The organism is Azospirillum sp. SYSU D00513 (assembly GCF_017356015.1).
GTDB lineage: Bacteria > Pseudomonadota > Alphaproteobacteria > Azospirillales > Azospirillaceae > Azospirillum.
On record NZ_JAFIQV010000003.1, the window covers coordinates 158,378 to 172,827 of the forward strand.

Annotated in this window: 9 protein-coding genes; 6 read left to right on the top strand and 3 right to left on the bottom strand. The window is 71.5% G+C overall.

Translation table 11 applies throughout. From position 1 onward, the window contains the following. Nucleotides 1-2 precede the first annotated feature (2 nt). A complete protein-coding gene (gene smc, locus JUB11_RS03735; RefSeq protein WP_207456247.1) occupies nucleotides 3-3,476 on the top strand; it encodes a chromosome segregation protein SMC in 3,474 nt (1,157 codons plus the stop codon). A gap of 142 nt (nucleotides 3,477-3,618) precedes the next feature. Further along, the gene (locus JUB11_RS03740; protein WP_207456248.1) at nucleotides 3,619-4,056 is read left to right on the top strand and encodes a hypothetical protein; all 438 of its coding nucleotides are present in this window, start codon (nucleotides 3,619-3,621) and stop codon (nucleotides 4,054-4,056) included. 28 nt (nucleotides 4,057-4,084) lie between these two features. Here JUB11_RS03740 and JUB11_RS03745 read toward each other — a convergent pair whose 3' ends face one another. Then, nucleotides 4,085-4,915, bottom strand: coding sequence for a hypothetical protein (locus JUB11_RS03745; RefSeq protein ID WP_207456250.1), 831 nt, complete (start codon nucleotides 4,913-4,915; stop codon nucleotides 4,085-4,087). Nucleotides 4,916-5,188: 273 nt separating this feature from the next. Between JUB11_RS03745 and JUB11_RS03750 the strand changes: the two genes are divergently transcribed. The 4 genes from JUB11_RS03750 (at nucleotide 5,189) to JUB11_RS03765 (ending at nucleotide 8,298) form a co-directional block, all read left to right on the top strand. Next, nucleotides 5,189-5,965: an MBL fold metallo-hydrolase gene (locus JUB11_RS03750; RefSeq protein ID WP_207456252.1), complete on the top strand. Its 777-nt coding sequence runs from the start codon at nucleotides 5,189-5,191 to the stop codon at nucleotides 5,963-5,965. Between the two features lie 42 nt (nucleotides 5,966-6,007). Continuing rightward, nucleotides 6,008-7,156, top strand: coding sequence for an FAD-dependent oxidoreductase (locus JUB11_RS03755; protein WP_211112423.1), 1,149 nt, complete (start codon nucleotides 6,008-6,010; stop codon nucleotides 7,154-7,156). A gap of 43 nt (nucleotides 7,157-7,199) precedes the next feature. Next, nucleotides 7,200-7,703, top strand: coding sequence for a hypothetical protein (locus JUB11_RS03760; RefSeq protein ID WP_207456254.1), 504 nt, complete (start codon nucleotides 7,200-7,202; stop codon nucleotides 7,701-7,703). 163 nt (nucleotides 7,704-7,866) lie between these two features. Then, on the top strand, nucleotides 7,867-8,298 hold the full coding sequence (locus JUB11_RS03765) for a CBS domain-containing protein (RefSeq protein ID WP_207456255.1): 432 nt from the start codon (nucleotides 7,867-7,869) through the stop codon (nucleotides 8,296-8,298). Nucleotides 8,299-8,445: 147 nt separating this feature from the next. Here JUB11_RS03765 and JUB11_RS03770 read toward each other — a convergent pair whose 3' ends face one another. Next, the gene (locus tag JUB11_RS03770; protein ID WP_207456257.1) at nucleotides 8,446-9,099 is read right to left on the bottom strand and encodes a response regulator transcription factor; all 654 of its coding nucleotides are present in this window, start codon (nucleotides 9,097-9,099) and stop codon (nucleotides 8,446-8,448) included. A 458-nt stretch (nucleotides 9,100-9,557) separates the two neighbouring features. After that, nucleotides 9,558-14,414 (bottom strand): alpha-2-macroglobulin, encoded by a 4,857-nt coding sequence (locus JUB11_RS03775; protein WP_207456259.1) that lies wholly within the window; start codon nucleotides 14,412-14,414, stop codon nucleotides 9,558-9,560. Between the last annotated feature and the right edge of the window lie 36 nt (nucleotides 14,415-14,450).

Here is a 14,450-nt window from a genome sequence, read left to right on the forward strand (position 1 = left end):
CGTTGCAGTTCACCCGCCTCCGCCTGTCCGGCTTCAAGTCGTTCGTCGACGCCACCGAACTGGTCATCGAACCCGGCCTGACCGGGATCGTCGGCCCCAACGGCTGCGGCAAGTCGAACCTGGTGGAGGCGCTGCGCTGGGTGATGGGCGAGACCTCGGCCAAGCGGATGCGCGGCGACGACATGGACGACGTCATCTTCGGCGGCACGTCCAACCGGTCGGCGCGCAACCTGGGCGAGGTCGCCCTGGCGATCGACAACCGGTCGCGCACGGCGCCGGCCAGCTTCAACGAGCATGACGAGCTGGAGATCACCCGCCGGATCGAGCGCGGCTCCGGCTCCGACTACCGCATCAACGGCAAGCTGGTGCGCGCCCGCGACGTGCAGCTTCTCTTCGCGGACAACGCGTCGGGCGCCAATTCGCCGGCGCTGGTGAGCCAGGGCCGCGTCGCCCAGATCATCAACGCCAAGCCGCAGGACCGCCGCATGCTGCTGGAGGAGGCGGCGGGCATCACCGGCCTGCACTCCCGCCGGCACGAGGCGGAGCTGCGGCTGCGCGCGGCCGAAGGCAACCTGACCCGCCTCGACGACGTCGTCGGCGCGATGGACACCCAACTGCAAAGCCTGAAGAAGCAGGCCCGGCAGGCCGCGCGCTACCGCAACCTGTCCGAACAGATCCGCAAGGCGGAGGCCGTGCTGTGGCACCTCCGCTGGACCGCCTCCCAGGCGGAGCTGGCCCGCGCCCGCGCGGCCTTCGCGAAGGCCGAGGGCATGGTGCGGGAGCTGATGCTGGGCGTGAACCAGCTCACCCAGAAGCGGGGCGAGGACGCGGCGGGCCTGCCGGAGAAACGGCAGGCCGAGGCGTCGGCCGCCGCGGCCCTGCAGCGGCTGGTCATCGCCCGCGAACAGCTGGACGGCGAGGAGAAGCGCGTCGCCGAACAGCAGCGCGCCCTGAACGCCCGGCTGTCGCAGATCTTCGGCGACCTCGGCCGCGAGGAGGCGTTGGCCGCCGACGCCGGCGAGGCGCTGGCCCGGCTGGAGGCCGAGCGCGAACGGCTGCTGGAGGCGCGCGCCGACGAGGAGATGCTGGAGGAGGCCGCCCGCGAGGCGCTGGCCGAGGCGCGCGAAGCGGTGGACGAGCTGGACCGCGAGCTGACCCGCCTGACCGAGAAGACGGCCGCCGACGAGGCGCGCCGTGCCGCCACCGGGCGCCAGCTGTCCGAACTGGAGGCGCGCACCGCCGGCCTGACCGGGCGCATCACGGAGCAGCGCGCCCAGCAGCAGAGGCTGGAGGCCGAGACGGCCGCCCGCGCCGACCTCGCCGAAGCGGAACTGGCGGTCGAGCTGGCCGATCAGCGGCTGGAGGAGGCGCGCGAGGCGGCGGAAGCGGCGGAGCGCGCCAAGGCCGACGCCGAACCCGCCCAGGCCCGCGCCCGCGAGGCGGTGCAGGCCGCGGAATCCGCCCGCGCCCGGCTGAAGGCCGAGGAGAAGGCCCTGTCGGAGCTGCTGTCCGCCGGCTCCGGCGACCTGTTCCCGCCGCTGGTGGACGCCGTCACGGTGGCGCCCGGTTACGAGGGCGCGCTGGCCGCGGCGCTGGGCGACGACCTGACCGCCCCGCTGGACGAGGCGGCCCCGGTCCATTGGCGCGAGCTGCCGGCCTACGCGGCGACGGCCCCCCTGCCCGCCGGGGCCGAGCCGCTGGCGGCCCTGGTCCGGGGGCCGGCGGCGACGGCCCGCGTGCTAGCCCGCATCCTGGCCCATGTCGGGGTGGTCGCCGACGCCGATGCCGGAGCCCGGCTCGCCGCCGGCCTCGCTCCGGGCCAGATCCTCGTCAGCCGCGACGGCGGCGCCTGGCGCTGGGACGGGCTGACCGTCCAGGCCGGGGCTCCCACCGCTGCGGCGATCCGCCTGAAGCAACGCAACCGCCTGAACGAGCTGCGCGGCGAACTGGACGGCGCCGACGAACGGCTCGACCTCGCCCGCGAGGCGCTGGACCAGGCCAGGGACGCCGCCGAAGGGGCGGCGCAGGCCGACCGCCGCGCCCGCGACGCCCTGCGCGAGGCCTTCGCCGCCCTCAACGGCGCCCGCGACCGCCACGCCAAGCTGGCCCGCGAGGCCGACGCCGCCGCCTCCAGGCTGGCCGCGCTGGCGGAGGGGATCGACCGGCTGGAGGCGGACCTCCGCGACGCCGAAGGCCAGCGGGAGCTGGCCCGCGAGGCGCTGGACGCCCTACCCGACCCGCGCGAAAGCCGCGAGCTGGTCAGCGAATGCCGCGCCGCGCTGGCCGAGCGGCGGACCATCCTGGCCGAGAAGCAGAACGGCCTCGACCGGCTGGCCCGCGAGGTGCAGTCCCGCCGGCAGCGCCTCGCCGCCATCGACGGCGAGACCTCCGGCTGGGCCAACCGCTCCGCCGGGGCCGGCGGACGCGTCGCCGAGCTGCGGGAGCGCGCCGCGGCGGCGGAGGCCGAACTGGCCCAGCTGCAGAGCCGCCCGGCGGCCATCGCCGAGGACCGGCAGGAGCTTCTTGGCCGCATCGCCGAGGCCGAGCGTGCCCGCAAGCGCGCCGCCGAAGAGCTCGCCGAGGCCGAATCCCGGCTCGGCGCCACGGAAATGGCGCTGAAGGCAGCGGAAGCCGGCCTCTCCGACGCCCGCGAGGCCCGCGCCCACGCGGAGGCCGCCGTGTCGGCCGCCATGCATCAGGGCCAGACCGTCGCCGAGCGGATCGCCGAGCGGCTGAACTGCCGGCCGGAGGAAACCCGCGCCGCCGCCGGGATCGCCCCGGACGAGGATCTGCCGGACGCAACGGTGCTGGAGCCGCGCCTCGACAAGCTGACGCGCGAGCGCGAGGCCATGGGTCCCGTCAACCTGCGCGCCGAGATCGAGGCGGCGGAGCTGGAGCAGCAGATCGCGGGGCTGCGCGCCGAGCGCGAGGACCTGATCGCCGCCATCGCCCGCTTGCGCCAGGGAATCGGCAGCCTGAACCGCGAGGCGCGCGAACGGCTCGTCGCCTCCTTCGACGCGGTGAACCGGAACTTCCAGGAGCTGTTCATCCGGCTGTTCGGCGGCGGCAAGGCCCATCTGGAGCTGGTGAACGCCGAGGACCCGCTCCAGGCCGGGCTGGAAATCTACGCAAGCCCGCCGGGCAAGAAGCTCCAGGTGCTGTCGCTGCTGTCCGGCGGCGAGCAGGCGCTGACCGCACTCTCGCTCCTCTTCGCCGTCTTCCGCTCCAACCCCGCGCCGATCTGCGTGCTGGACGAGGTGGACGCCCCGCTCGACGAGGCGAACGTGGGCCGCTTCTGCGACCTCGTCGCCGACATCGCGCGGGAAGGCAACACCCGCTTCCTGATCATCACCCACCACCGGCTGACCATGGCCCGCGTGGACCGGCTGTTCGGCGTCACCATGGTCGAGCGCGGCGTCTCCCAGCTCGTCAGCGTGGACCTCCAGGGGGCCGAGGAGCTGCGCGGGGTGGCGTGATCCGACGGGGCCACAGCCCCGCCTGTTCTCGGCCCTCGTGCTGTGCAGTGCCTCGCAAAACCTGCTCCATCACGGGTTCGGCCTGCTTACTCCGGAAGCCAAGCTCTGGCTGCTGGAGGTGGATGAGGAGCGGCCTCTACACATGGCGGTCCTGAACCTTCTCGTGGCCTATGAGCGCGAGGAGGGACGGCTGGCCTTCCTGCAATGGCTGCTGCTCGCCTTCATCTTCCCCGGGCTTTCCGCCGACGAGGCGCTGTCCATCCATGAGAAGCTGAGGAACTTCGTGGCCGCCGAGATGAGGACGGGCGCCCTGCGCTTCGCCTGGGTGCTTCCCGCCGGCATGCTGTGCCTCGCCGGCCTCGCACTGTACATCCCCTTCATCCTGAGCTTTCCGCCGAGGCCCAGGATCCTGCTGATCGCGTCGGTCCCCGTCTTCCTGTCGGGGGCCATCGGCATGGAGATGATCGGCGGGATTCTGGAGGAAGCCAACGGCGTCCACAGCTGGGCTACCGCGTGGCCTCCGGCCTGGAGGAGGCAATGGAGGGATTCGGCCTCCGGGGCGATCTCGATCAGGATCTGACCTCCGCCAGCCCCCGTCCCCCGCTCCATCACGCCGGGCTCGACTTCGCGTCCTTCTCGCCCTTGTTCCCGCCAGGGGCGTTGCCCAGGGACCGGATGTCCTGGAAGCGGCTCGTCCATTCGCCCAGCTTGTCGGCGAGCTTGTCCTCGTCCTTGCAGCCGATGCTCCAAAGATCCGAGGATATCTGCGCGTGCAGCTGCGTGTAGCTTTCCAGCGACACGGACGAACGGCCCATCTCGTCGCGCGGGCCATAGAAGGCGTCCAGGGCGGCGGCGGCGGTGCCGACCGCGGGAAGGACGATCGCCGCGACCCGGATGGCACGTCCGGCGGAGGTGTCGGAGCCGAGGAAATCAATCGAGCTGAGGCTCACGAGGATGGTCGTTGCCAGCCCGATGATGATGGCGACGATCTGGGAGAATTCCAGCATCTGGTACGCCTGGCCGAGCTTGCGGTCCGCCGCGATGCGGCTGTAATGGACCGTCTTGCTGAGTTCGAGAAGGCCGCGCTCATGCCCCTCCAGCAGGAAAGCCGTCATCCCGTTCCCCGGCGCGCCGTTCTCGATCTGCATTCCGGGCACCGCGACAACCTCGACCAGCGATGCCGGCAGATCCGAAACGTCGTTCACACCATGGCATGACAAGCTCCACGCCACCACGGCGGCATGCTCCCGCGAGATTTCCGCCGAGTAGGCGACGTGGTCGTAATCCTCCTCCTCGAACGCGATCTCGATCGCCTCCGAGTACTTGTTCGGAAGCAGCCAGATCGCGCTCTGATAAACGATGAAGATCGCCAGCAGCAGGGAAACGACGCTCAAGGTGATGGCGAACACATATTTGACGAAGTTCAGGATGCTCTTCATTCTCGGTTCCGCGAACTGATTCGGCGCGCCGTCATGGCACGGGCCCCGCCACGAGCAGCCGTGGGAAAAGCCCCCTTCGAGCCCGTTGATGGTATGGAGGCCAAGCTTTCTCTACCGTCGGGCATCATACCACTTTTGCGCGCCCACCAGCAATTTCCCACCCGAAGGCGATGGATGCGCGTGAAGGGAAGCCCTGCCGCCGCACCGCCGGCGGGGGCTTGCCCGAACCGGCCTTTCACGCTCCTATGGCCGCCCTGACCGAGGACGACGCCCATGCCCGTACAGATCGCCGAACGCTGGTTCGAGGCCCGCCGCATCGATGACGACATCACGCTGCTGTGGGAACCGCACGTCGTGCCGCTGCTCCGCTGCAACATCTGGCATGTGCGCGGGCGCGACCGCGACCTGCTGGTCGATACGGGCATGGGCATCTGCAGCCTGAAGGAGGCCGCGCGCGACCTGTTCGACAAGCCGCTGGTCGCCGCCGCGACCCACACCCACACCGATCATGTCGGCGGCCATCACGAGTTCGAGGACTGCCTCGTCCACCGGCTGGAGGCGGACCGGCTGGCGGAGCCGCGCGGCCGTTCCAAGCTGCACACCCGCGACTCCAGCCCCGAGGAGATTCGCAAGCTGCGCGAGGCCGGCTACGAGGTCGGGGAGGAGCTGGTCACCGCCCTGCCGCACGCCGGCTACGACATCGAGAGCTACCGCGTGCGCCCGGCCCGGCCGAGCCGGATCGTGGAGGAAGGCGACACCGTCGATCTGGGCGGGCGCCGTTTCGAGATCCTTCATCTGCCGGGCCATTCGCCGGGCGGGATCGGGCTGTGGGAAGCGGCGACCGGCACGCTCTTCTCCGGCGACGCCATCTACGACGGGCCGCTGCTCGACGATATCCCCGGCGCCGACGTGGAAGCCTATGTCGCCACCATGGAGCGGCTGAAGCGGCTGCCGGTGACGGTGGTCCATGCCGGGCACGACCCGAGCTTCGGCCGGGAGCGGCTGGTCGAACTGGCCGACGCCTATCTGGCGCGCCGCCGCGCCGCGTAATGTTGTGCGCCCCCGCAAGAGGGGTGCCGTAAGGGAGCGATCATGGTGGAACGGGTGGATTTCCTGGTGGTCGGGGCTGGCATGGCTGGTGCCTCGGCGGGGTACGAACTGGCGGCGCACGGCCGCGTGCTGCTGCTGGAGCAGGAAGCGCAGCCCGGCTACCACGCGACCGGCCGTTCGGCGGCGCTCTACACGGAAACTTACGGGCCGGCGCCCGTCCGGGCGCTCACCGTGGCGAGCCGTACCTTCTTCGACGCGCCGCCGGATGGCTTCGCCGAACACCCGCTGCTGGCCCCGCGCGGCGTGCTGCTGATCGGGCGCGAGGACCAGACGGAGGCGCTAGACGGCGCTTTCGCGGAGGCGCGCCGGCTGGCGCCCAGCGTGGAACGGTGGGACCGGGACCGCGCGCTCGCCCAGGCACCCTTCCTGCGACAAGACTACGTGGGCGGCGCCGTGTGGGAGCCGGACGCCATGGACATGGACGTCCACGCCATCCACCAGGGTTTCCTGCGCGGGATGAAGGCGCGCGGCGGACGGGTCGTCACGGACGCGCGCGTCACGGCGCTGGTCCGCCGGGACGGGCTTTGGCGGGCCGAGACGGCGGCCGGCGCCTTCGCCGCTCCCGTCCTGGTCAACGCCGCCGGAGCCTGGGCCGATGAGGTCGCCGGACTGGCAGGGCTGCCGCCGGCCGGACTGGTGCCGAAGCGGCGCACCGCCGTGACCGTCGATCCCCTTTTCGACCGAGCCGAAGAGGCTGAGGGGCTGGATGCCTGGCCGATGGTGGTGGACGTGGAGGAGAGCTTCTACATGAAGCCCGACGCCGGACGCCTGCTCGTCTCCCCCGCCGACGAAACCCCGTCGCCGCCCTGCGACGCCCAGCCGGACGAATTCGACATCGCGGTGGCGATCGACCGGATGGAACAGGCGGCCCGTTTCCGCGTTCGCCGTATCGCGCACCGGTGGGCCGGCCTGCGCAGCTTCGTCGCCGACAAGGTTCCGGTGGTCGGGTTCGACGGGCGGACCGAGGGCTTCTTCTGGCTGGCGGGCCAGGGCGGCTACGGGATCCAGACAGCGCCGGCGCTGGCCCGGACCGCCGCCGCGCTCGCCACGGGAGGGGGCCTGCCGGAGGACGTCGCGGCCTTCGGCCTGACGCCCGCCGATCTGGCGCCGGACCGGCTGGCGCGCGGCTGAGGCAACGCCGGTGCCAAGCGAATGGAATGAGGAGGCCGAGGTCATGAAGAGCATCGCACGCCAGGGGAACCGCCGCGCCGCGCCGCGAACCCACGCGCTCGGCGCCATGTTCGGGGCGGCCCTTCTCGCCTCCTGCGCCAACCCGGCGGCCGAGCAGGCGCTGTTCGCGCAGAACGCGCTGACGGGCATGCCCAAGGAGACGCTGCTGTCCTGCGCCGGCGTGCCGGACCGGCAGGCGACGGCGGGCAACATGGAGTATTTCACCTACAGCAGCAGCCGCATCGTCACCTATCCCGGCAGCAGCCTGGGCTTCTACGGCGGCCCCTGGGGACCGCATTACGGGTACGGCGCCGGATTCCCGGCCTTCGCCCCGGAGGTCGCCAGCCTCGAATGCGAAGCGACCTTCACCCTGCGAAACGGGGTGGTGGAGCGGATCGTCTATGGCGGCCATTCAGGCGCGGGATCGCGGCTGGGCCAGTGCTACACCATCGTCCAGAACTGCCTTGCCCTGGTGCCGCCGCCACCGGCGGGCCAGCCGGTGCGCTGACGGCCTGCGTCGATGACCGGCGGGGAGCAGCAGCACTCCACTTTTGTGGTAGCCGCCTGACCCTTTTCCAGACTTCCCGGATGCCCCCACCGGTGTGAGCATGGAGCGTCATCAATCAAACGCGCCGCCCGATGAAGGCCGCGCGACCATGGGAGGCCGTCGCATGCACGTCGCAGCCTTGATCAAGAGGAAGGGAAGCCAGGTCATCGCCGCAAAGCCGGATGCGCCGATCACCGAGGTGGCCGGCATCCTGGCGCGCAACCGGATCGGCGCGGTGCTGGTGATGGACGGCGACGACCGGCCGGTCGGCATCCTGTCCGAGCGCGACATCGTGCGGGCCGTCGCGGCCGAGGGACCCGACGCCCTGTCCCGCCCGGCATCCCACCTGATGACGCGGGAACTCGTCACCTGCAAGCCGGAGGACACGGTCTCCCAGATGATGGCCGTCATGACCGAGCGCCGCATCCGCCACGTGCCGGTGGTCGAGGACGGCCGTGTGATCGGCCTCGTCAGCATCGGCGACGTCGTCAAGGCGCGCATCGACGACGCCGAGTTGGAAGTGGAGAGCCTGCGCGGCTATGTCGGTATGAGCTGAGCCGGCCGGCGGCTCCCCCCCGGACGCCAAACCGGCGGGCGGTAAATGTGAAAGGCGCGCGGCCGAACGGCCAGCGCGCCTTTTTCTTGTCCGTCAGCGATCAGGATCAAAAAGCCGGGAAAGTCCCGCTGATCCCCGCTCCGGCGGTCAGGCCGAGTGCGACTGCGGGAAAGCCATCGCCGCCTGAGTCCGGTTGCGCACGCCGAGCGACTTGAAGATCGCCGTCATGTGGATCTTCACCGTGCCCTCGGAGAGGCCGAGCTCGTGCGCGATCTGCTTGTTCGACTTGCCCTCGCGCAGCCGGTCCAGGACCTCGCGCTGGCGCTGGGTCAGGAGCTGCTCGAGCTGCGGATCGGCCGGCGGAACCATGGCGCTGCCGGCGCCGCGCGGCTCCGAATCGTTGCCCTCGCGCAGAACGGTCGGAGGCACATAGACGCCGCCCGAGAAGATCAGGTCCAGCGCGCTCAGCATGATCTTCACGCTGGAGGATTTCGGAATGTAGCCGGCGGCGCCATGCTCCAGCGCGTCACGCACGTCGTGATGCGCCTCGGACGCCGAAACGACCACGACCTTCGACTCGGGCTGGGCCTCGCGCAGCATTTCAAGACCGGTGAAGCCGGGCCAGCCGGGCATGCGGAGATCGCTGAGCACCAGATCGTAGGCTTCGCCGGCGCGAGCCATTTCCAGAAGCTCGTCGAAGTTGCTGGCCTCCTGGAAGGAGGCGCCTTCCTTCAACTGCTCCAGCAGCCTGCGCAATCCCTCCCGGAAAAGCACATGGTCGTCTCCGATCAGGATTCTCATAAGTCTCGCTCCCGCACAAAGCCCTCGGTCGTCCGGTTCAGGCCATTCCGGCAAAATGCCGACCTTATTCGAGGATCATAAGCCCCAATAACCGGAGATATAGAAGGACTTTATCTAGTGTCTAGTGTATTTAGATGTACCACGAATCGCGGTGTCCGGACAACTCGATTCTGCCCTTTGTCACATTCATAGGCATTCCGCGCGAAGCCGCGCAGGGCATCCTGTCGTTCCGGAAGGGGCCTACCGCTTTGGCCAGCTTCCGAACGTATGTCCACAAGCCCGATCTTAAGCCGATGGCCGAAGGATGCAAGCCGTCCGTTGCTGGAAACCGGCAGAAACAGCCCCTCAAGTCATAGGTTCCCGGTCATCGGCAGGCGGAAGTGGTTTCCCGGCGTCCCACCGTTGTCACAGCCCCGTGACAGGGTGGATCGCCGGGATCGCCGCCCCCGACCCTTCCTTCAGTCCGGAAGGACCCGCAGACGCGAGTCCGAGGTCCGGGCCGCCTGGTTCGGACGGTACAGGCTTTCGACCGACGCCCCCGGCATGGCGAAGTCGCCCGGCGTGACCGCGCGCGCCAGATAGGCCAGCCGGAAGCGCCGGGCCTCTCCGCCAAGCTCGACCACGGCCATGAAACGGTCGTCGCGCTGTTCGACATGCCGGACGGGCGACAAGGCGCCCAGCCAGGACAGCTCGCCGAGCGGCGCGCTTTCGGCGAGCCGGACCGCCTCGATTTCCAGCCCGGCGGGCAGCCGGTCGGTGACGAGCGCCTGATGGCTGCCTTGGTCCGTGGCCTCCCCTTCCAGGATCACGACCAGCAAGTCGTTCTGGCCGGCGGCGGACGGGTCGGACGGGCGGCCCGACATGTCGAAGACGCCACGCCGGATGGTCATGCCCTGCTCCGAGGGCTCGGCGGACGGCCCGGCTGCCGTGTCGAGCGCTCCCATGACGGTAACGGTTTGCGGCAGCGGCTCGCTCCCCGCGTTCGCCACGGCGGGTTCCAATGGCTTTGGAGCCAGGGGATCGAGGCGCCGGAAGATCGGCCTGGCGCTTTCGGCCTTCTGGCCGCCGATGGACAGGGTCATCGGGCCGCGCACCGCCTCCGAATGGCCGAGGAGTCCCTCGGCGGCACGCGCCAGCCACGCCTGCTCCTGCACGCTGGTGGCGCGCGCGCCGGCGACGGTCTTGGCGAGCCGTTCGGCGGCGGCGCGCAGCCGGTCCGCCTCCACCGCTCCGCTTTCGGCCATCAGCGCCAGCACCCCCGCCTCGTCGCGCAGGGAGGAGCCGTAATCGCGCAAGGCCGCCGACACCACGCGGGCTCCGCTCAGGCGGCCGAAGGCCTCGGACGCCGCCGCCCCGTCGCCGAGCCGGGCGAGCGCAGCCGCCAGCTGGGCACGGGCGAGGTCGGTCGGCAGCTTGTCCCAGTGGTTCTCCCGGAAGAACTGCGCGGTTTCGGCGCCGACCATGCCGACGCGCGCCAGAACATAGAGCGCGTAGGCGCGGCCAGGCAGGGCGTCCGTCTCGACCCAGCTGTTGTCGAGCGTCTGCTTCAGCCAGTCGAGCCCCTTGCGGTAAGGCAGGGCCGGAACGCCGAGCCCGGCCGCCTCGGCGCGCCCGAGAAAGTCCAGCGCGTAGGCGGTGAGCCAGGGATCGGCCTCGCCGCGCGGCGACCAGGCGGCAAAGGCTCCATCGGCGCGCTGGTAGGACAGCACCCGGTCCACCGCCTGCTGAAGCCGCGGCTTGAGGCCTTTCTCCGGCAGGAGGCCCAGCGACACGGCCGCCCCGCCGAAGGGCAGGAGCGGCAGGGCGCGGCTCGCCGACCGCTCCAGCCCGCCCCCTGCGGACCGGTCGAGCGAGAAGAGCAGGTCCGGCACGTCCAAGCCCGCCGGCCCGCCCAGCGACAGCGTGGCCGACAGGGTGCCGGGCAGCAGGCCGGCCGTCAGGCCGGCGGGGAGGGACACCTCCGCCCCGGCCGGGAGAGGGGCATCGGACCGGCGGACGGCGTCCGGCCCGGCCGCCCGCACCGGGATTTCCCAGCGGCGCGTCAAGGCCGTTCCGTCCGGGCCGGAGACCTCCAGCGAGAGGACACCGGTCCCCGCACCCTCCGCCTTCAGGACCCGCCGGACCGAGGCGCGCTCGCCGCGGCCGAGATCCGCCGGCACCTCGCCGGCAGCACCCTCCTCCGCGAAGGACAGGGCGCCGCCAGCGGTCAGGGAGAGGGTGTAGCGTCCCGCCGGGCCGGCGGGATTGTCGAGCGTGACCAGCGCCTCGGCCCGATCGCCAGCGGCGAGAAAGCGCGGCAGCGCCGCGTCGGCGAGCAGGGGATCGCGGACCTGAAGATGCGATTCGGCATAGCCGAGCTTGCCGCCGCTCCAGGCCACGGCCGTCAGCCGCAGCCGCCCCTGAAAGTCGGGAATGGCCAGCGGCACGGACAGCCTCCCGTCCGGCCCGACCGTCCGGATTCCGGAGAAGAGCGCCACGACGCGTTCCGACTTGCGCGGCAGGGCGGCGCCGGCCTGCCGCAGGCGGGGCGCCGTTTGGCCCGGACGCGGGCGGTCCGCGTCCGCCACCGGCTCGACCAGCCTGCCATAGGCGTCGCGCAGTTCCACGCCGAGCCGGCGCTTGCCGAGGAAGCGGCCGGCGGGATCGGATCCCGGACGGTCGGTCAATTGGAGGACGGCCTCGTCGACAGCGGCCACAGTGACGTAGGCGGGCTGCCCTTCGGGGATGCCCGCCACGACGACTTCGGCCTCGACCCGGTTCCGGGACCCGGCCTCGCGCGGCGCCGCGATCTCGACGCCGAGCCGGCGTTCGGCGGAGTCGACCGCGAGCCAGGACAGCCCGACGGCGCGGCGAGGCGCCGCCTTGGCGTCGGAAGCCGGCGTGGCGAAGGCGGTGGCCAGCACATAGACGCCGCCGGTCCAGGTCGGATCGACCGGGATCTGGAGGAAGGCGCCCTCCGGCCCGATGGCGCGGGTCGTCGCCTGCCGGATCTTGCGGTCGGCCACGGCGATCAGCACCTGGCTCTCGTAAGGGGGCTTCACGAAGACCCAGGCGGTGTCGCCGCCCTTGTGGCTCGGCAGCATGATGCTGACATCCACCTCGTCGGGCCGTTCGGCGGCCGTCGGGGTCATCCACCAGCCGGCGGCGAAGCGCAGGCTGGTCGCGACACCGGTCTTCGCGTCGAACACCTCCAGCCGGTAGCGCCCCGCGCTCACCGGCGTCTCCACCGAGGCGGGCTTGGCGGCTTCGATGGCAAGCCCGCCGCCGGTCACGCGGCGGTCGTGGATCTTGACCGTGTAGTCCCAGCGGCCGTCCGCCTCCACCCAGACATACTCGTGCTCTTCCTCGAACAGCTCGTAGGAGAGGTCCTGCTTGTCCAGCGCGGCGCCGTCCGGTCCGACGGCGATCACGTCGAAGCCCGCCGTCGCCCCCTCCGGCACGCCGTCCCCCTCGAAACGCGGGCGGATGCCGATGGCGAAGGGCTGGTGGCGGACCGGCAGCACGAGTTCCCGGCTGACCGGGCGCCCGCCGACGTCGAGCAGCGTGCCGCGGACAACCGCTTCGAGCGGCCGGCTGCTCTTCGGCGGCTCGGCCAGCCTCACCTCGAGCCGGGCGCGGCCCATGGGGCCGGTCGTGAAGCCCGGCAGTTCGGTGCGGACCGGCCGTACCTCTTCCTGCGCAAGGCCGAAGCGGAAGCCGGAATGATTCGGGTAGGGGTTCGCGGCGGCGCGCAGGGTCATCACCGCCTCGCCCGGCAAGCCGGCCGCGGGGGCGCCGTAGAGGTAATGGCTTTCCAGCGTCAGGACGGCGCTGCCCTCCGCCGGCAGCGCGCCAGTTTCGGCGGAAAGGGCCACATCAAGGCGCGGCGGAACGAAATCCTCCACCAGGAACTCGACCCGGCCGACCGCAGGCCCGTCCGCTTCGAGATGGGCGGTGACGCTCCAGGCGCCGGGATAGGCGCTGGCGCCGAGACCGATCCGGGTGGCGTAGCCGCCCCCGCCGGCGTCGCCAAGCGTGCGCCGCTCCACCTCGAACCCGTCCGGGCGCAGGATCTTCACCGTCAGCGTCCGTCCCGTCACCGGGTTGGCGTCGCCGTCGCGCAGCAGCAGGGCCAGCTCCGCGGCTTCGCCGGGGCGGTAGATGCCCCGCTCGGTGTAGAGGAACGCCTCCGGCAGCCCCGCAGCGGCACGAGGCGCGGGAACGGCCGCACCGGTGTTGCTTGCCGGGGCGCTGGCTCCGGGGGCATTGGTTCCAGGGGCGGGTCCGGCGCTGGCCGTGGCGCTCGCCTGCGGGCCGGCAAGGTCGAGAAAGCCGAAATCCCCGGCGCCGCGGTAGGCGAAGAGAGCCTGCGGTTCCTTCCCGGGCGGGGGTGCGGCGGGAAGGTCGATGCGGGCGAGCCCGTCCAGACCGGTGGTGACACGGCCCAGTTCGCTGTTGTCGCGGGCGAGCAGGCGAAGCTCGACCCCCGGCTCCGGCTGGGCGGTGCCGAGCGAGCGGGCGAAGACGACCAGCCCGTCCTCGCCCATGATGGTGTTGAGGCCGAGGTCGGACACGACGAACCACTGCGTCGCCTTGCGGTCCCAGCCGCCGGGCGCGATCTCCTCCGCGCTGGCGACGGCGATGTAGACGCCAGGATCGAGCTTGCCGAGCAGCGCATCAATGGGAAAGGGCGTGACGACGGCCTGGTTGACGGCGTTCGCGATGGCCATCTCGCCGCGCCAGACCTCCTGCCCGGCCTGATCCACCAAGCCGCCCACGTCATAGTCGGAGAGCTGCTGGCTGACGCGGCCGAAATAGATCTTTTCGACCAAGGAGCGGTCGGCGATGCGCAGCACCTGGAGCTTCGCCCGGTCCAGGTTGATCGAGCGTAGCGGCAAGCCCGCGGCACCGACGCGCGGCAGGATGTAGCCGGCGCCCCGGAAGGCCAAGGCCGCCTTCCGGTTCGGCACGGCGATCTCGCGGCTGTCGGGCGCTCCCAGCCGCGCGCCGTCGGCGCCCGGCAGCCCCTCGCGCAAGGTGATGCGGTAGGTGCGGCCGTGCTGCAGCCCCTCCACGCACAGGCTGTTGCCGCGCGCGACGGCCGCTCCGGCATCCGCCGGCTCGACCGCCACATGGTCGCGGTAATTCACCCCCGGCGACGCGTCCAGCCGGCCGGTGAAGGCGAAGCAGGCCTGCGGCTGATCACGCTCCGCCGCCACCTCGACCGAGGAGACGCCGAAGGGCGAGGGTTCGGGCGGCGCTCCTTCCTGGGCGGTTGCGGGCAGGGAGGCTGATGCGACGAGGACGGCAAGCACACGCCCAAAGGCACGCTGCATATGACGAAGGACCCCAATTCCCGTGAACCGGCCCGG

Bases quoted from the DNA above. Each gene is read 5' to 3' on its own strand.
- JUB11_RS03740 (WP_207456248.1), top strand. From the start codon at position 3,619: ATGGCGGTCCTGAACCTTCTCGTGGCCTATGAGCGCGAGGAGGGACGG.
- JUB11_RS03745 (WP_207456250.1), bottom strand. From the start codon at position 4,915: ATGAAGAGCATCCTGAACTTCGTCAAATATGTGTTCGCCATCACCTTG.
- JUB11_RS03750 (WP_207456252.1), top strand. From the start codon at position 5,189: ATGCCCGTACAGATCGCCGAACGCTGGTTCGAGGCCCGCCGCATCGAT.
- JUB11_RS03755 (WP_211112423.1), top strand. From the start codon at position 6,008: ATGGTGGAACGGGTGGATTTCCTGGTGGTCGGGGCTGGCATGGCTGGT.
- JUB11_RS03760 (WP_207456254.1), top strand. From the start codon at position 7,200: ATGAAGAGCATCGCACGCCAGGGGAACCGCCGCGCCGCGCCGCGAACC.
- JUB11_RS03765 (WP_207456255.1), top strand. From the start codon at position 7,867: ATGCACGTCGCAGCCTTGATCAAGAGGAAGGGAAGCCAGGTCATCGCC.
- JUB11_RS03770 (WP_207456257.1), bottom strand. From the start codon at position 9,099: ATGAGAATCCTGATCGGAGACGACCATGTGCTTTTCCGGGAGGGATTG.
- JUB11_RS03775 (WP_207456259.1), bottom strand. From the start codon at position 14,414: ATGCAGCGTGCCTTTGGGCGTGTGCTTGCCGTCCTCGTCGCATCAGCC.